The sequence below is a fragment of the Mesorhizobium sp. M0960 genome, from assembly GCF_040319055.1.
GTDB lineage: Bacteria > Pseudomonadota > Alphaproteobacteria > Rhizobiales > Rhizobiaceae > Mesorhizobium.
This window is the reverse complement of record NZ_JAMYNN010000001.1, coordinates 313,119-329,772: the sequence shown is the minus strand read 5'-3', so window position 1 is coordinate 329,772 and position 16,654 is coordinate 313,119. Positions and strand designations below refer to the sequence as shown.

The 16,654-nt window shown below is 62.5% G+C and carries 17 protein-coding genes; 6 read left to right on the top strand and 11 right to left on the bottom strand.

Annotation, left to right across the window (positions count from 1 at the left end):
- Positions 1 to 4: 4 nt before the first annotated feature.
- Both NKH63_RS01765 and NKH63_RS01760 read right to left on the bottom strand, forming a co-directional pair.
- On the bottom strand, positions 5 to 646 hold the full coding sequence (locus tag NKH63_RS01765; protein ID WP_352481528.1) for a DapH/DapD/GlmU-related protein: 642 nt from the start codon (positions 644 to 646) through the stop codon (positions 5 to 7).
- A 96-nt stretch (positions 647 to 742) separates the two neighbouring features.
- Positions 743 to 1,231, bottom strand: coding sequence for a CreA family protein (locus tag NKH63_RS01760; RefSeq protein ID WP_023721178.1), 489 nt, complete (start codon positions 1,229 to 1,231; stop codon positions 743 to 745).
- Positions 1,232 to 1,438: 207 nt separating this feature from the next.
- On the opposite strand from NKH63_RS01760, the gene NKH63_RS01755 reads away from it, so the two are divergent.
- Positions 1,439 to 2,017 carry an SCO family protein gene (locus NKH63_RS01755; RefSeq protein ID WP_352465122.1) on the top strand — a complete coding sequence of 193 codons (579 nt, stop codon included), beginning with the start codon at positions 1,439 to 1,441 and terminating at the stop codon, positions 2,015 to 2,017.
- An 11-nt stretch (positions 2,018 to 2,028) separates the two neighbouring features.
- A complete protein-coding gene (locus NKH63_RS01750) occupies positions 2,029 to 2,901 on the top strand; it encodes a 50S ribosomal protein L11 methyltransferase (RefSeq protein WP_023721180.1) in 873 nt (290 codons plus the stop codon).
- A gap of 31 nt (positions 2,902 to 2,932) precedes the next feature.
- Here NKH63_RS01750 and NKH63_RS01745 read toward each other — a convergent pair whose 3' ends face one another.
- Positions 2,933 to 3,277, bottom strand: a complete 345-nt coding sequence (locus NKH63_RS01745; RefSeq protein ID WP_348633244.1) for a hypothetical protein — start codon at positions 3,275 to 3,277, stop codon at positions 2,933 to 2,935.
- A 36-nt stretch (positions 3,278 to 3,313) separates the two neighbouring features.
- On the opposite strand from NKH63_RS01745, the gene NKH63_RS01740 reads away from it, so the two are divergent.
- Positions 3,314 to 5,158, top strand: a complete 1,845-nt coding sequence (locus NKH63_RS01740; protein ID WP_352481529.1) for an aminopeptidase P family protein — start codon at positions 3,314 to 3,316, stop codon at positions 5,156 to 5,158.
- On the opposite strand, the gene NKH63_RS01735 is transcribed toward NKH63_RS01740, so the two are convergent.
- Entirely contained in the window at positions 5,148 to 6,038 is an 891-nt protein-coding gene (locus NKH63_RS01735) for a LysR family transcriptional regulator (RefSeq protein WP_352481530.1), read from the bottom strand. The two genes, NKH63_RS01740 and NKH63_RS01735, sit on opposite strands and share 11 nt — an antisense overlap.
- 114 nt (positions 6,039 to 6,152) lie before the next feature.
- Here NKH63_RS01735 and NKH63_RS01730 point away from each other — a divergent pair, with 114 nt between their 5' ends.
- A complete protein-coding gene (locus NKH63_RS01730; RefSeq protein WP_352481531.1) occupies positions 6,153 to 6,392 on the top strand; it encodes a hypothetical protein in 240 nt (79 codons plus the stop codon).
- Positions 6,393 to 6,533: 141 nt separating this feature from the next.
- On the opposite strand, the gene NKH63_RS01725 is transcribed toward NKH63_RS01730, so the two are convergent.
- Positions 6,534 to 8,051 carry a winged helix-turn-helix domain-containing tetratricopeptide repeat protein gene (locus NKH63_RS01725; protein ID WP_352481532.1) on the bottom strand — a complete coding sequence of 506 codons (1,518 nt, stop codon included), beginning with the start codon at positions 8,049 to 8,051 and terminating at the stop codon, positions 6,534 to 6,536.
- 154 nt (positions 8,052 to 8,205) lie between these two features.
- Here NKH63_RS01725 and NKH63_RS01720 point away from each other — a divergent pair, with 154 nt between their 5' ends.
- Positions 8,206 to 8,652 carry a cupin domain-containing protein gene (locus tag NKH63_RS01720; RefSeq protein ID WP_502895805.1) on the top strand — a complete coding sequence of 149 codons (447 nt, stop codon included), beginning with the start codon at positions 8,206 to 8,208 and terminating at the stop codon, positions 8,650 to 8,652.
- Between the two features lie 42 nt (positions 8,653 to 8,694).
- On the opposite strand, the gene NKH63_RS01715 is transcribed toward NKH63_RS01720, so the two are convergent.
- Together NKH63_RS01715 and NKH63_RS01710 are read right to left on the bottom strand one after the other, a co-directional pair.
- The gene (locus NKH63_RS01715; RefSeq protein ID WP_023721187.1) at positions 8,695 to 8,991 is read right to left on the bottom strand and encodes an AzlD family protein; all 297 of its coding nucleotides are present in this window, start codon (positions 8,989 to 8,991) and stop codon (positions 8,695 to 8,697) included.
- Entirely contained in the window at positions 8,988 to 9,716 is a 729-nt protein-coding gene (locus tag NKH63_RS01710; RefSeq protein WP_023721188.1) for an AzlC family ABC transporter permease, read from the bottom strand. The genes NKH63_RS01715 and NKH63_RS01710 overlap by 4 nt, the downstream gene beginning before the upstream one ends.
- 235 nt (positions 9,717 to 9,951) lie before the next feature.
- Here NKH63_RS01710 and NKH63_RS01705 point away from each other — a divergent pair, with 235 nt between their 5' ends.
- Positions 9,952 to 10,749 carry a class I SAM-dependent methyltransferase gene (locus tag NKH63_RS01705; RefSeq protein ID WP_352481533.1) on the top strand — a complete coding sequence of 266 codons (798 nt, stop codon included), beginning with the start codon at positions 9,952 to 9,954 and terminating at the stop codon, positions 10,747 to 10,749.
- A gap of 16 nt (positions 10,750 to 10,765) precedes the next feature.
- Here NKH63_RS01705 and NKH63_RS01700 read toward each other — a convergent pair whose 3' ends face one another.
- The 4 genes from NKH63_RS01700 to NKH63_RS01685 all read right to left on the bottom strand — a co-directional run bounded on the left by NKH63_RS01700 (position 10,766) and on the right by NKH63_RS01685 (position 16,451).
- A complete protein-coding gene (locus NKH63_RS01700) occupies positions 10,766 to 11,458 on the bottom strand; it encodes a DUF2461 domain-containing protein (RefSeq protein ID WP_023721190.1) in 693 nt (230 codons plus the stop codon).
- The gene (gene ligA / locus NKH63_RS01695) at positions 11,458 to 13,665 is read right to left on the bottom strand and encodes an NAD-dependent DNA ligase LigA (RefSeq protein WP_023721191.1); all 2,208 of its coding nucleotides are present in this window, start codon (positions 13,663 to 13,665) and stop codon (positions 11,458 to 11,460) included. Before ligA ends, NKH63_RS01700 begins: the two co-directional genes overlap by 1 nt.
- A 229-nt stretch (positions 13,666 to 13,894) precedes the next feature.
- The gene (gene recN, locus NKH63_RS01690; protein ID WP_352481534.1) at positions 13,895 to 15,568 is read right to left on the bottom strand and encodes a DNA repair protein RecN; all 1,674 of its coding nucleotides are present in this window, start codon (positions 15,566 to 15,568) and stop codon (positions 13,895 to 13,897) included.
- 13 nt (positions 15,569 to 15,581) lie between these two features.
- Positions 15,582 to 16,451: an outer membrane protein assembly factor BamD gene (locus NKH63_RS01685; protein ID WP_352456160.1), complete on the bottom strand. Its 870-nt coding sequence runs from the start codon at positions 16,449 to 16,451 to the stop codon at positions 15,582 to 15,584.
- Positions 16,452 to 16,654: the final 203 nt, after the last annotated feature.

Below are 16,654 nucleotides of genomic sequence, written 5' to 3'. Positions count from 1 at the left end.
ACGATCAGGCGGCGTCGTTTTCCCAGCGGTCGAGGAAAGCCTCGATGGGCAAGGCCTGCATGTCGGGGACTGCCCTGGCCAGTTTCTCGACCGGCCAGTCCCACCAGGCAAGACGTTCGATCCGTGCCGCAGTTTCCGCGCTGAAGCGCTGGTACAATGGCCTGGCCGGAACGCCAGCGACGATTGCATAGGCCGGCACGTCGCGCGTCACCACCGCGTTGGCACCGACGATCGCGCCGTTGCCGATCACTATGCCAGGCATGATCACCGCGCCATGGCCGATCCAGACATCATGGCCGATGCTGACGGCTTTCGCCCGCCGTCGGTTGCGGAACGCCTGATCGACACCCAGCCAGCGGAAGTACTCGTTGGGCCGGTAGCTGATCTTGTGTTGCGTCAGCCGCTCGACCGGATGTTCCAGCGCATTGATGCGGCTGTTGGCGGCAATCGAGCAGAATTTGCCGATCGTCGTATAGATCGCTTCAGCGTGGCGCTCGAAGTAGGAGAAATCGCCGACCGTCACCTCGCGTAGGATGACCCGCTCGCCGATCGACGCATAGCGTCCAAGCTTGCACGCCTTCAGCTCCGCCGTCGGATGGATGCGCGGCTCGGGATCTTTCAGGACAAGGTGTTCGGGACGGTCCATGCGCGCGCTTTACGCCGGCACGCATAGTCTCGCAAGCCGAGTGCAGCGCCGCGCATCCGTTTGGATGCGCCAAGGACCCTGTAGCACCTTCAGTCTCTATTTCGGCTTGCCGCTGGTCCACACCACGTTCTGGCCGTAGAGCGGCACGGTGGTGACCGACATCTTTGCCGAGCCATCCTGCACCTGGCGCGAATGCGATAGGTAGATCAGCGTCTCGTTGGCCTTGTCGTAGATGCGGTTCACCACCTGCTTTTTCCAGATCAGGCTGATGCCTTGCTTGAACACCTCCTCGCCGGCCTCGCTCATGTCGATGTCGCCAATGGTGATCGGCCCGGTCTGGCGGCAGGAGATCGAAGAATCGGACGGGTCCTCGAACCAGTTGCCTTTCTGCAGGCGGTCGATCATGCCACGGTCGAAATAGGAGACGTGGCAGGTCACGCCCTCGACCTTCGGATCCTTGATCGCCTCGACGATGATGTCGTTGCCGAGCCAATCGACGCCGACCTTGCCGACTTCCTCGGCGACGGCCGCGCCGGCACCAATGACCAGGCATGCAGCCAACGCGCCGCCAATCAATTTTCGCAAAGAGGCCTCCTGCGGTTCGAATTTTGCCGACCTCAGGTGGGACGAACGGCGGCGCTTTGCAAGCAGATCGCCTTCCCACAGCATTGCCGGTTGCGGCAACGCGACATCTTTGCGTCGGTGCGACTGAACCGCTAAGAGTGATCGCCAAGCTGGGGCCTTCACGGCGCCAATATGGCGGCCGATGGAAATCACGACGGACTTTCACTGATGATGCGTTCAATTCTGGTCGGCATTCTGGTCCTGATGGCCGCAGGCATCGGCTGGCTCACCTTCGACTGGTACCGCGGACATTATGGCGGCGAGCCGTTCGGAGCGCCGTTTACGCTGGTCGACCAGAAGGGCGCGCCGGTCACCGAAGCCGCCTTTCGCGGCCACCCCAGCGTCGTTTTCTTCGGCTTCACGCATTGTCCGGAAGTCTGCCCGACCACGCTTTTCGAGTTGGCCGGCTGGCTGAAGACGATGGGCGACGACGGCAAGAATCTGCGCGCCTATTTCGTTACGGTCGACCCGGAGCGCGACACGCCCGAAATCATGAACACCTATGTCAGCAATTTCTCCGATCGCATCCTCGGCATCACCGGCGATCCCGACAAGGTCCACGCCATGGCCAAGTCCTTCGGTATCTACTGGAAGAAAGTCGACACGAACGACGGCGACTACACGATGGACCACACCGCTTCGGTGCTGCTGCTCAATGCCAAGGGCGATTTCGCCGGCACCATTGCCTATGGCGAAAGCCCGGACGCCGCCATCGCCAAGCTCAAACGGCTGGCGGCGGAAGGTTGACATATCCGGTAATGACGCAGACGCGTTTGTATTTCACCGCGGGCAAGATCGAGGCTGATCGCATCTTCGCGGCGCTCGGTGCGGCGTTCGACGATGAGGGCCTGCCGGTTGCGGTGCTCGAGGTCGACGAGGACCGCGACATCCACGAAGTATCGCTCTATGCGGACGACAACGTCGATGCGGTCGAGGCGCGGCTTAGGGACATCCTTGCCGGACTGTCGCTGTCGAAATCGATAGAGCGCGAAGCGCTGCCCGACATCGACTGGGTGGCGCGCTCGCTGGAGGGGTTGAAGCCGGTGCGGGCCGGGCGCTTCTTCGTCCATGGCGCGCATGACCGCAGGAAGCGCCACAGCGGTGAGCTCGCCATCGAGATCGAGGCCGGCCTTGCCTTCGGCACCGGCCATCACGGCACCACCGCCGGCTGCCTCGAAATGCTGGAGCAGGTCATAGAGCGCGAGCATCCGCGCAACGCGCTCGACCTTGGCACCGGCAGCGCGGTGCTCGCCATCGCGGTGGCCAAGCTCGCTCATATTCCAGTGCTGGCGACCGACATCGACCCGGTCGCCGTCAAGGTGGCCGCCGCCAATGCGCGGCTGAACCATGTCAAGGCGCTCATTGAAACGGTGGCTGCACCCGGTTTTCATCATCCGATCTTTGCCGCGCGTGCGCCCTTCGACCTGATAATTGCCAATATATTGGCGCGGCCGCTGATGCGGCTGGCGCCGCAAATGGCCGGGCATATCGCGCGCGGTGGCTCGATCGTTTTGTCAGGCATTCTCGAGCGCCAGCGCGACGCGGTGATCGCGGCCTATGTCGGCCAGAAATTCCGGCACGTCCGCACCTTGCACCGCGAAGGCTGGGTGACGATCCATCTCAAGCGCTGAGGCGCCGCGCCTTCAACGCATCCGCTCGGACCTAGCGAGAGTTCGCCGCTTTCTTCAGCTCTTCGCGATCGTAGCCGTGAGCTTTCAGCGTTTCGTCATCAAAGCCAAGCAAAACGCCGCTCACATACCGGCTCGCTTCGCGCTGGCGAGCTTCGATCAGCGCGTTCACAGCGCTTCTGAAAAATCCGCGTCTGGCTGAAATCGTGGACATGATGGTCTCCTTTGCAGGCAATAAGACACGTTCCTCCACGTTAAGAAGGTAAGCCTTGCTGACGCTTTTTGAAATCGCCGATTCTGCATGGCCTCCATGCGCAAAAAGAGGCTGTCGCGACCAGGCATGATCGTTCCGAAAATCGATTCCGATTTTCGAGGTCATGCGCTACGGTCGCGCCAGCATTCGAGGAGAGCCCACATGTTCCAGACCTTCGATTCCGCCGGCGATCCGGCCGTTGGCAAGCCGCGCGTGGCAATGCTACGCCAATGGTTGGCGGCGAATGGGCTGGACGGCTTCATCGTGCCCCGCGCCGATGAGCACCAGGGCGAATATGTCGCCGACCGCTCGGCACGGCTGAAATGGCTGACCGGCTTCAGCGGCTCGGCCGGCGTCGCCATTGTGCTTGGCAAGCGCGCCGCCATGTTTGTCGACGGGCGCTACACGCTGCAGGTGCGCCAGGAGGTTGATCTCGACATCTTTTCGATCGAGAGCCTTGTCGACAACCCGCCGGCCAACTGGATCAAGGACAATCTCGGCAAGGGCGTGCGGTTGGGCTTCGATCCATGGCTGCATACGATCAGCGACGTCAAGGCGCTGAGGGCCTCGGCCGTGAAGTCCGGCGCGATACTGGTGCCGCTCGAACAAAATCCGATCGACGCCATTTGGCAGGACCAGCCCGGGCCGCCACTGGCGCCGGTCGAGATCCACCCGATCGGCTTTGCCGGCGAACTGGCCAAGGACAAGTTGGTCCGGCTGGCGGCAGCCATCGAGAAGGAGGGCGCCACCCATGCCGTATTGACCGACCCCTCCTCCATCGCCTGGGCCTTCGACATCCGTGGTGGCGACGTGCCGCACACACCGCTGGCGCTCGGCTTTGCCGTGCTCGCCGCCGACGGATCGCATCTGCTTTTCATGGACCAGCGCAAGTTCTCACGCATCGTCGCAGCCTATCTGACGCAGCTCGCCGAATTGCACGAACCCGGTGAATTCGAAACGGCGATCGTCACCTTGGCCAAGGGCGGTGCAAAAATCGCGCTGGACCCCGCTCTGGCGGCGGAGAAGCTCAGCATGCTGGTCGAGGACAATGGCGGCACCGTCACTGCCGCACCGGATCCGGCCCGCATCCCACGCGCAACGAAGAACAAAGCCGAGATCGCCGGCGCCCGCGCCGCGCATCGCCGTGACGGAGCCGCCGTCGCCAAGCTGCTGTGCTGGCTCGACCGTCAGGAACCCGGCACGCTCGACGAGATCACCGTTGTCACCAGGCTCGAGGAGACGCGCCGGCAAACCGGCGACGAAACACAGATGCCGCTGCGCGACGTCTCGTTCGACACAATCTCCGGCGCTGGTCCCAACGGCGCCATCATGCACTATCGCGTCTCCCGCGCCACCAATCGCAAACTGGAGCATGGCGAGCTGTTCCTGCTCGATTCCGGCGGACAGTACCAGGACGGCACCACCGACATCACCCGCACAGTGCCGATTGGCGCGCCGACGGAAGAGATGCGCGAGCGCTTCACGCTGGTGCTGAAAGGCATGATCGGCATATCCATGCTGCGCTTTCCACTGGGCACGCGCGGCTCCGAACTCGATGCCGTAGCGCGCCTGGCGCTATGGAGACACGGCTGCGATTTCGCCCATGGCACCGGGCACGGTGTCGGCTCCTATCTTGCCGTACATGAGGGCCCGCAGCGTATCGCCAAGACCGGCACCGAAAAATTGCTGGCCGGCATGATCGTCTCCAATGAGCCCGGCTATTACAAGGAAGGTTCTTACGGCATCCGCATCGAAAATCTTGTCCTGGTCACTCCGGCTGAGATGGTCGAAGGCGGTGACATCGCCATGCATGGCTTCGAGACGCTGACGCTGGCGCCGATCGACAAGCGGCTGATCCGGTCGGATCTGTTGACGCGTGACGAGTTGCATTGGCTCGACGAATACCACGCGCGGGTGCTGGCCGAGATCGGACCGATGCTCGACGGCGAGACGCTGGCCTGGCTGGAAAAGGCAACCGCCCCGCTGCCGCACGACTTCAAGCAATAGCGGCGGCGGCAACGCCGGTTGACAGGCTTTGCTCCGCAAGCAGTTCTTGCAAAGCCGTGACGTTGGGAGAACCGGCTCCCTTGCGCCAGAACAACACCGTGACGGCGTTGTCTTCGTCAGAGGGCAGTTCGTGCAGCTTTAGCCAGCGGCTCTCCGGGAAACCCGAAAGCACACTTTTCGGCATCAGCGTTATGCCCATGCCAGCCACCACGCAACCAAGGATGGCATGGTATGAACCAAGCTCGATGGTTTTCTCGGCCATGAACCCTCTGCGCGCGTACCATTGTTCCAGCCGCTTGCGGTGCGGGCAGCCGTGCTCGAAGGCTATCATGGTTTTGGGCATGTCCAGGCGGTCGTCGATCGAAACGCGCGATGCCGCCGAGACAATGATCAGCTGCTCCTGGAATGCGGGCAGCTTTTCGAACGGAGCGTCGGCGATGGGCTCGGCGGCGAACGCCGCATCGAGCTCGCCGGCAAGCATGGCGGTCGCGAGAACCTGAGGATTGCCGGTGCGCAACTGGATTTCCACTTCGGGATAACGTGCGTGATAGTCGGCGAGCAGACTTGGAAGCCGGGCCGCGGCGGTGCTCTCCATGGCACCTAGGCGAAGCGTGCCGCGCGGGCGTGGATCGAGCATCGCCGTTCGCGCCTCCTCCGCAAGCGCCAGCAGCCGATCCGCATAGCCGACCAATTTGTGACCGGCCGGCGATACGTGCAGGCGCTTGCCCTCCCGGATAAACAGCTGCACGCCGAGATCCTCCTCGAGCTGCCGGATGCGTGTGGTCACGTTCGATTGCACGCGAAACAGTTTTTCCGCTGCCCTGGTGATTCCGCCCTCGCGCACCACCGTGCGGAAGATGCGCAGATCGGCCAAATCCATACATCTCTCCTGGAGAACGTAACGATCTTAATTATTCATTTTAGCTGATTAGCCCTTTCCCGTAAATCGTCGGTGTAGCTGCCTATCAAAACGGCAAACCAGGGGGAGATGGAAATGTCGCCCGAGCCCTTCGGCATCCAGCCGATCGATCTAAGCGCATTGACGCCAAAGCAGCGTGAAGCGCTCTATAGCGGCGCCGTGCGGCGCGCCCACCAGGAGAGAGCGGAGGCGATCCGGCTGAGCCTGTCGCAGGTCGCGTCGATATTCAAGAAACCTGCTGGCTGGGCAGGAGCTATTACATGGTTTGCAGCGCAGATGAGCGCTGCGGCGAAGCCGCACGATCAGAAGTGGTGATTTTCGCAATGGCGGTGGGTCGGCTATCGACCGGACCCCAGCATCACCCTGAGTGCGAAGCCGACCTGGCTTGTGCTGCCCAACAACTGCGTGACCGACATCACACAGACGACGCCAATCTGCAGGGGATTGACCGCAGCCTTACTGCTGCCAACCGGCTTTCTTCAACAGATCCGCCATCTGGTCTGCCCAATGTGGATTGCGCAGCCTGAGCGGCGCCAAGGCATCGCCTGTAGGGTTCTCCATCTCCCGCATCAGTTCGACGCAAGATCTTGCCTCCGGCAGACGGCCAAGCGAGACGTAGCAGCAGGCGAGTGTTTCATAGGTGGGTCGCCACGTGGGACCGACCTTGCGAGCCTCAATCGCCGCGACGAGCCCCTCGTTTGCCTGCCCCGCAAATAGATAAGCGAGCGCCAGGACATTAAACCAGACGAAGTTCTGCGGATCGTACCGGTTCAACATAAGGCCGTGTTCGAGCGGCGCTATCGCTTCGGATGCGCTGCCGCGGAAAAGCTGCCCCATTCCCATAGCCAGATGAACAAGGGCGAAACTTGGGCTGATCTCGATCGCTCTTTCCGCAGCAAGAACGGCTTGTTCCTGCGCATTGGCATATATGCTGCAGATGGCGAGCGCATAATGCGAATAGGGATTTTTCTCGTCGAGCCGAACCGCCTTCAGGGCTGCATCCAGGCCTTCTCGGATATCCTGTGCCGGCTTGTCGCTCCAGCCGTAAGCGACGATGCCGGCGCTCACCCGACCGAGCCAGAGATGGGCCTCTGCGAGTTCAGGATCGAGCTTGCACGCCAGCCGAAATAACTCGCGGCCACGCAAGTGAGTTTGACGGCCGACGTGGTGAAAATGCCAGGTACCTTGCCGCACCAGGTCCCAGGCCGTCGCATTTCCGCTGTTGCGTCCAACGGCTGGGAGCGACTCCGTCTTGAGCAGTTCGGGTTCGATCGCACCAGCCACCCGCTCGGCTATGGCATCCTGGACGGCGAACGCCTCCGTCAGTTCCATCTCGTATCGTTCGGCCCAGATCTGATTGGCCGAGGCGGCATCGACCAGTTGCGTCGAGACCCGGATCTGCTGGCCGGACCGGCGCACACTTCCTTCCAAGACATAACGGGCGCCAAGCTCGCGGGCCACCTGTTTGGAGTCGACCGACTTGTCCTTATAGACGAAGCTGGAATTGCGCCCGATCACCCGGAACCATCGGAACCTTGTCAGCGCGGTGATGATGTCCTCGGTGATGCCGTCAGCCAGATAGGCCTGTTCCCTGTCGCCGCTGACATTGGCGAACGGCAACACCGCAATGGACGCCCTTTCGGAGAGACCCGCCAGTTGGCTCGGAAGCGCATCGTCTGCAGCGGGGTCAAGCACATGAACACTGCCGGCGAAGCGATATCCGGTGCGGGGGACGGTGGCGATCCATTCGCTGCCGTCCGGCTGCGGGCCGAGTAGCTTGCGCAGGGCGGCAATCTGCACCGAAAGATTGCTTTCCTCGACGACGGCATCGGACCAGGCGGCCTCCATGAGGGCCGTCCTGCTCAGCGCCTGCGTCGGTGCCTCCACCAGGGCCTGAAGCAACGACAAGCCTTTTTGCCCGACCGCAACTGGCTTGCCCTCGCGAACAAGCGTCCCGCGCAGCAGGTCGAGCACGAACGGCCCGAACGCGAAGCGTCGCGGTGCTGAAGCATCTCGCTTTCCGGCTTCGGAAGAATTCGGAACTTTTCGCCTCCTGTTAAGGACTTCGGACGGGGGACTGATCATTCTGGCCGTCCTTCGCACAGACTAACACAAATGGAGGTTCAAGATGATGATGTTGAAACAGCCGGCCGCAATGGACAGTGCTGCGCCCAGCGAGGGAAAGGCTTTGGTTGTTAGGGGCGGCGAGGCTTATCGGGCCGAACAGGGGTCGGACTATCTGCCGGGAATAAGTGCTGAGACCGTCGGAGCGAAGGCCCTTTGGCTGGGCGTCGCCTCAATCCCGCCGGGCAAGCGGACCAAAGCCCATGTCCATGCGCGCCACGAAACAGCATTTTATATGCTGAGCGGAGACGAGTTGGAGATGTGGAGCGGGGACGAACTGCAGTTTCGCGACCTCGTGCATCCCGGCGACTATCTCTACATTCCCGCCAACGTGCTTCACGTTGCCGTGAACCGGGCAAGCACGCCGGCCACCTTTATTGGCGCCCGCAACGAACCGACCGCACAGGAGAGTGTCATTCTCTTCCCGAAGATGGACGGCAAAATACCATAGAGCGGCGATCTGGCAGGAAGACAGGCGTACTCCGTCGGTCCACTACCCGACGAGCTGCCGCGCAAGGATCAGCACGGCAGCACCCGCCAGGAACATCGCCATCAGCCCGCCGCGCAGCGAGACCAGGCCGGCAACAATCAAGGCTGCCCATTCCGCCGGTCCGGCGCTGAGCGCCGCCGGCGCCACCAGCGTGGTCAGCACCGCCGCCGGCACGGCGCTGAGCCCGGCCTCGACGCGCGGATGGATATGGTCGAAGCGTGAGATCACCAGATGACCGCCGATGCGGGTCAGATAGGTCGCGATCGAAGCGGCGACGATGATCCACAAGGTCGTGCTCATGGCCGTGTCTCCACGCCGCTGTGGCGGGGCGGCAGGATGACGGCGAGCAGCACGCCGGCCAGCGCACCTATGGAGACATGCCAGGGCGAGCCGACGGTTTTGTACGCAATGATGGAGGCGGCAGCGCTGGCGATGACCACCGGCAGCCACAGCGGCCGCTTGCGGAAGCTCATGACCAGGCCGAGAAAATAGATCGGCAGCAGGAAGTCGATGCCCAGCACATGGGTGTCGGGAATAAGCTTGCCGAACATCGCGCCGAGCGCGCTTTCGATGACCCAGAACACATAGACCGGCAGCCCAAGCCCCATATACCAGGTAAACCCGACGGTTTCGCCGGCCTCCGCCTTGCGCTCGGCCATCGCGAACTGCGGATCAGTGAGCACGAAATAGCCTATCGCCTGCTGGATCAGTGGCCAATGCGCGATGCGCCGGCCGATACCGGCCGAATAGAGCACGTGGCGAAAATTCACCGCGAAGATCGACAGCACGATCAGCCACGGCGCGACATGCTGGCCGAACAGCTCGATGCCTACCATCTGGCTGGCGCCGCCGAACACCGTTGCGCTCATCAGGAACGCTTCGAGCACGGAAAACCCGTTGTCGACTGCGAGCGCCCCGAACAGCAATGCAAACGGCGCCGATGCCACCACGACGGGCATGCTGAGCCGCACGCCGTCCCAGAAATCGCTTTTCGCACTGTTTTCGGAGATTGCTTCCGCCGACATCAATCGCCTCCTCGGGACGGTCGTATGTAGGGAGGGCCGCCCTCCTTGTCACACCAATTCGATTGAGGCAAATGATCAGCGGAAGTGATGGCTGAGGCGGGCGGCAAGGCGCTCCAGTGCCCAGTGGATAAAAATCAGACGCTTGGCACCTGGGAGGGCATATCCGTTGGCGCCCATCGGTCCTTGCCAAAGTGGCGGCCACAGACCCAAGGGTGGTTCCCCAGAGGTGGTTGCAATGAGCGAATTTTTCATCGATCCAAAATTCGGCCGCCTGGCCTTCGGCGCCGATCCCGGCAGCTATCACGCGACGCGGCCTGGCTATCCTGATTGGGTATTCGAAATTCTATGTGAACGGTGCCGTCTCGCCCCTGGCACGGCGACGTTCGAGATTGGCGCAGGTACAGGAACTGCTACGCGCCGCTTACTCGAACTGGGCGCGAGCCCGATGCTCGCCATCGAGCCGGATTCTCGCCTCGCGACTTTCCTTTGCGAGACTATTCAGGACAAGGCGCTCTCGGTGAGCGTCTCTGCGTTTGAGGATGCCGTCCTTGAGAAGGCCGGTTTTGATCTCGGCGTCAGCGCCACTGCCTTTCATTGGCTGGATGAGGACACCGCGCTGGTCAAGGTCGCCGAGCTGCTTCGGCCGGGCGGCTGGTGGGCAATGGTCTGGAATGTATTCGGCGACAACAGTCGCCCCGATCCCTTTCATGATGCGACGAAGGCACTGCTTGAAGGGCCTTCGAGCCCTTCGGCGGGCTCAAATGGTATTCCGTTCGCCCTTGATGCCGAGGCCCGCGTGGCGGCGCTGGAGCGAACCGGCGCGTTCGATTCCATCGAACATCGGACAAGTGTCTGGTCGCTCGTCCTCGATCCTGACCAGACGGTGGCCCTCTATGCCACTTTTTCCAACATCAACATCCGCAGCGACCGCGAAGCAATCCTGGCGGAGCTGGGTCGCATCGTCCGCGACGAGTTCCAAGGCTCCATAACCCGCAACATGACCACCAGCCTCTACACTGCGCGGCGCATTTGACTGTCTGATTTATCCGCTAGCGCGGCGAAGCCTTGCCTTCGATCGCCCTGCCCCAGTCGAGCAGCGGTTTTGCCCGCATGACGAAGTCGACGAGTTCGTCGACCAATCCAGCTCCATAAATATCCGCCGGCTCGACTGCGTGCCGGACGGCAAAATGCCGATTGCGGATCGCGGCAGCGAGATCAGGCTCGGCGATATGCTCGAAGCCGCGCGGCGTGCGCTTCATGCAGCCGTCCGGGTCGAGCTCGAGGCCGTTCTTCTTCAGCGCCGCGACGAGGGTGCGGAATTCAGCCGGCCGCTTCGCGATCGCGTTGCGCAGCGCCAGCAATAGCTCCGGTCCGGGCTGCCACCAGGCAACGGCGGCAAAGCAGCGATCGAGCCCGATATGGACGTAAAACACGCCCTGTTCCATCTTGGTGCCGTCAGGCGAAAGGATCGCCGACAAATGCCGGTTATAAGGCCGTTTGTCCTTGGCGAAACGCACATCGCGATTAATCCGGAACAGCGACTTCTTGCGGTCGCCGCGCAGGCCGAGCCCCGCGGCCGTGAAGCGCTCGGAGAGCGTTTCGACCAGATCGCCGAAGGGGTCGCGCAGATCCCGTTCGAAAAGGTCGCGGTTTTCCAAAAACCACTCCCGGCTCTGATGAAAATCCAGCGCCTTGAGGAAGGGAATGGCCTTTTGCCCAAAACCGTTGAACGCAGCCGCCATCACGCGCCCTTGCCGATCCGCTGCAACCAGGTGTCCTCGTCGATCACCTCGATGCCGAATTTGGTCGCGTCCTTCAGCTTGGAACCGGCGCCCGGCCCCGCTACCAGGAGATCGGTCTTCGCAGAAACCGAGCCGGCGACCTTCGCGCCGAGACGTTCGGCCATCGCCTTGGCCTCGGGGCGCGTCATCTTTTCCAGCGTGCCTGTAAACACGATTGTCTTGCCGGCGACCGCACTATCGGCTGAGACGTTCACGATGTATGGCTTCGGGTGGACCTGTGTGAGCAGCGCTTCAAGCACGGCGTCGTTGCGTTCATTGCCGAAGAAATCGCGAAGCGCACCTATCACCGTATCGCCGATGCCGTTGATCGAAGGAAAAACGGTGTGTGGATCGGCTGCCGCTGCTGTCTCCTTGCCAATGCGGATCAACTCCTCGATCGTCGAGAAGGTTCGGGCAAGCACAGCGGCCGTCGTTTCGCCGATATGGCGGATGCCCAGCGCAAAGATGAAGCGATCGAGTTCCGGTTCGCGGCGAGCGTCGATGGCAGCGAAGAGCTTGTCGAGGCCGTCGTAGTTGCGTTCCTCGACACTGCGTACATTCTTGCGCGTCTTGCCCGACGCGGCCTCACGCTGCCTGGCCTGCTCTTCCCGCCGCTCGGCCAGCGCCTTGGTAACGGCGGGACGACGATCCCTGAGCGTAAAGATATCGGCGGCTGTCTTGATCAACCCGGCGTTGAAGAACAGATCTATGTTTTCAGCGCCCAGGCCTTCGATATCCATGGCGCCGCGTGACACGAAATGGCGCAATCCTTCCACGGCCTGCGCAGGGCAGATCAGTTCGCCGGTGCAGCGGCGGCGGGAATCCTCCTTGCCGGTCTTCTCGTTGATCTCGCGCGTTGCGGGTGAGCCGCAGATCGGACATTTGTGCGGGAATTCGTAGGGCACGGCATCTGGCGGACGCTTATCGGCTACGACGCTGACGATCTGCGGAATGACGTCCCCTGCCCGCTGGATGACCACTGTGTCGCCGATACGCACGTCATAGCCGTCGCGGATCGGCTGGCCGTTGCTGTCCAGACCCTTGATGTAATCTTCGTTGTGAAGCGTGACGTTTTCGACCACTACGCCGCCGACCGTGACGGGTGCAAGCCGGGCAACGGGCGCCAGCGTACCGGTACGGCCCACCTGAATGTCGATCCTGAGCACGGTTGTCATCGCCTGTTCGGCCGGAAATTTGTGGGCGATGGCCCAGCGCGGTTCGCCAGTGACGAAACCCCATCTGCGCTGCAATTCCAGCTGGTCGACCTTGTAGACGACGCCGTCGATGTCGTAGCCCAGTGATGAGCGCTGGGTCTCGATCAGGTGATAATGCGCGACCAGTTCCTCGACCGATCTTGCCCGGACCATCAGCGGGCTGACCTTGAACCCCCACTCCGCGAATTTCTGCACGGAATCGTACTGGGTCGGAGCCGGATCCTTTGTGGTAAAGCCCCAGGCGTAGGCAAAGAACTTGAGGTTGCGGCTGGCGGTAATAGACGGGTCCTTCTGACGGAGCGACCCGGCCGCGGTATTGCGCGGATTGACGTAATCCTGGCCGCCGATCGCCGCCGAGCGCTGCTTCAACGCCTCGAATTCCGCGTAGGTCATATAGACCTCACCGCGTATTTCGATGACCTCGGGCCAGCCCGATCCCTTCAAGGTCTTGGGAATGTCGGCGATGGTCCTCAGATTGGCGGTGATGTCCTCGCCAACGGCGCCGTCGCCGCGCGTTGCCCCCTGCACGAACACACCACCTTCATAACGCAGCGAAGCCGACAGCCCGTCGATCTTCGGCTCAGCCGTGAAGGCGATGTCCAGATCCTTGTCGCGATCAAAGAACCGCCGGCCACGTACGATGAAATCGGCGACATCCTGGTCGGTATAGGCCTTGGCGAGGCTGAGCATCGGCACCGCATGACGCACCTTGGCAAAGCCTTCCGCCGGTGGCGCGCCGACCCTGCGTGAGGGGGAATCCTCACGCAGCAAAGCAGGGAAGCGCTGTTCGATGGCGAGATTGCGCCGCGTCAGCGCGTCATATTCCGCGTCCGTGATTATCGGCGCGTCCTCGCCATGGTAGCGCCGGTCGTGCTCGGCGATCTCCTGCGCCAACCGCTTCAACTCGCTTGCCGCCTCGCTTTCGCTGAGCGAATCTACTGGTTTTTCGTCCATACACTGCTCCCTCCACGGTGGCGCGACACAATAGAACAGGATTCTCTCATGAGGGAGAGATCAGACACGGAAATCATTCCTGAACAGCAGGATGGAGCCAGACCCTGACTCAGGTCACGAGCGCCGGAAACGAACTCGTCTAGAGCAATTCCAGGAAAAGTGTGAAACGGTTTTCCGTCCGGAATTGCGCAAAACAAAGAGGTAGAGCGGTTCGGCGTGATGAACCGCTCTACGCTGCCGCGATGTTCTCCCGCAGCAAGCGCTCGGCCGCCGCGCGCGCCTCGTCGGTGATGGTGGCGCCGGCGAGCATGCGCGCGATCTCCTCCTGCCGCGCCGCCCGGTCCATCTCGGCGATGCCGGTCGACACCCGGTCGGCCCCGCCTGACTTGGAGATCAGGAAATGCGTCGCGGCGCGCGCCGCCACTTGCGGCGCGTGCGTGACCGAAAGCACCTGCACGCGCTTTGCCAGCCGCGCCAGCCGCTGGCCGATGGCGTCGGCAACCGCGCCGCCTACCCCGGTGTCGATTTCGTCGAAGACCAGGGTCGGCGCCGAGCCGCGATCGGCCAGCGCCACCTTGAGTGCCAGCAGAAAGCGCGAAAGCTCGCCGCCGGAAGCGACCTTCATCATTGGGCCGGGCCGGGTGCCGGGGTTGGTGCGCACCCAGAACTCGACCTGGTCGATGCCTTCTTCCATGCGGCTCCCGGGATCGCTTGCGATCTCGACGATGAACTCAGCCCGTTCGAGCTTCAGCGCCGGCAGTTCGGCCATTACCGCCTTGGTCAGCCCTGCGGCCGCCGCATGGCGAAGCGACGACAGCTGGGCCGCCGTAATGTCATAGGCCTGACGCGCAGCTGCAGCCTGTCTCTCCAGCGCATGCAGGCGCTCTTCGCCAGCGTCGAGATCGGTAAGGTCGGCCGCCATGGTGTCGCGCAGTTGCGCCAGATCGTCGACAGCGACGCTGTGCTTGCGCGAGGCGGCACGCAGCGCAAACAGCCGCTCCTCGGCCTTCTCCAGCCGCTGCGGATCATATTCAGTGGCGCGAAGTGCTGCTTCCACGCCCGACTGCGCCGCGTCGAGCGACAGCATCGCCTCGTCGAGCGATTTGACGACCTCTTCAAGCAAGCCGGGCGCTTCCGTCACCTTGCGCTGCAGCCGCCTGAGCAGGCTGGCCAACTGCGGCAAGGGTGAGGACGGGCCCGAGAGCACATCCTGCGCATCGTGGATTTCCGAGGCGATCTTTTCGGCACGCATCATCGAGGCGCGCAGTTCGGCGAGCTCGGTCTCTTCACCCGGTTGCGGATCGAGCCTGGTCAATTCGGCGACCGCCGCACGCAGATAATCGGCCTCGCGGGAAGCCGCCTCGACTTTGGCCCGGTGCCGTGAAAATTCCTGCTCGCAGGCGCGCCAGTGCCGCCACGCCTCGCCTGTTGCACGCGCGGCGCCCAGATGACCGCCGAAGCTGTCCAGCAATTCCCGATGCGCACCGGGATCGACCAAAGCGCGCTCGTCGTGCTGGCCGTGGATCTCGACCAGCGCATGGCCGACGTCGCGCATCAGCGTCACGCTGGACGGCTGGTCGTTGACGAAAACGCGCGTGCGGCCGTCCGCCGTCTGGACGCGGCGCAGGATGATGTCGCCGTCGTCCTCGATGGCGTTCTCGGCGAGCAGCATACGGGCCGGGTGGTTGCGCGGCACGTCGAACACAGCGATGACCTGGCCTTGTGCCGCGCCATGCCGCACCAGCGAGGCGTCGCCGCGGGCGCCAAGCGCCAGCGACAAGGCGTCGAGCAGGATGGACTTTCCGGCGCCGGTTTCGCCGGTCAGCACCGAAAGGCCGGACGAGAAGTCGATGTCCAGCTTCTCGATCAGAACGATATCGCGGATCGACAGCCTGGAGAGCATGGTGACGCGCCGCTCAGGCGCCGGTGATCAGCTTCCCGGCCTTGGAGATCCACGATCCGGCATTCTCGCGCGGCTCGAGCCCACCACTCTGCAGGAGCTTATAGGAGTCCTTGTACCACTGGCTGTCGGGATAGTTGGTGCCGAGCACGGCCGCGGCGGTCTGCGCTTCCGACGTCAGCCCCATCGCGTAGTAGCTCTCGGTCAGACGCGCCAGCGCCTCCTCGACATGGCGTGTGTTGGAATAGTTCTCCACCACGTTGCGGAATCGTTTGACGGCTGCGATGTACTCGCGGCGCTCGAGATAATAGCGGCCGATCTGCATCTCTTTGCCGGCGAGCTGATCGTTGGCGAAGCGGATCTTCTCCTTGGCGTCGTCGGCATATTCGGACGTGGGCCAGCGCGTCACCAGGTCCTGCATCGTCTGCACGGTAAGACGCGCTTCCTTCTGGTCCTGGGTGACGTCCTTGATCTGGCGGTAGTAGCTCAGCCCGATAATATATTGGGCATAGGCTGCATCGTCGGTCGACGGGTAAAGGGTCAGGTAGCGCTTGGCCGAACCGATCGCCTCGTCGTAATTGCCCTGACGGTAGTCGGCAAAGGCGCCCATCACCATCGATTTGCGGGCGAATTCCGAATACGGATGCTGGCGGTCGACGGCATCGAATTTGCGGCTTGCCTCCTGCAGGCGCCCGGCATTCAGATTGGCGAGACCCTGATTATAGAGCACGTCGGCCGGCTCGGTCTGATCGACATAGGTCGATAGATCGACGTCCTTCTCGGACGACATGCAGGCCGACAGAAACAGCGATGGAACGACGACCGAAAGCGCCAGGAAAACAGCCCGCCGCGGCGCCTTCGATTGACCAACTCGCTTGAAAAACATGATTGGATTCCGCCCTTTCGGCGTCATTTCAGTCGACGGCAGCAGCCATAAACCATAACCGCCTTGCCCGGCAACGCTATCCCCGGCCAATCGCACATTTTTGTGGCGGTTTGGCGCCACCTGGAAAGCTGTGCGATTTGGCCGGCCAGTGATGCATCCTTGCAACACAGCTGATCGCAATAAGAGCCGCAAAAACGTTAAGA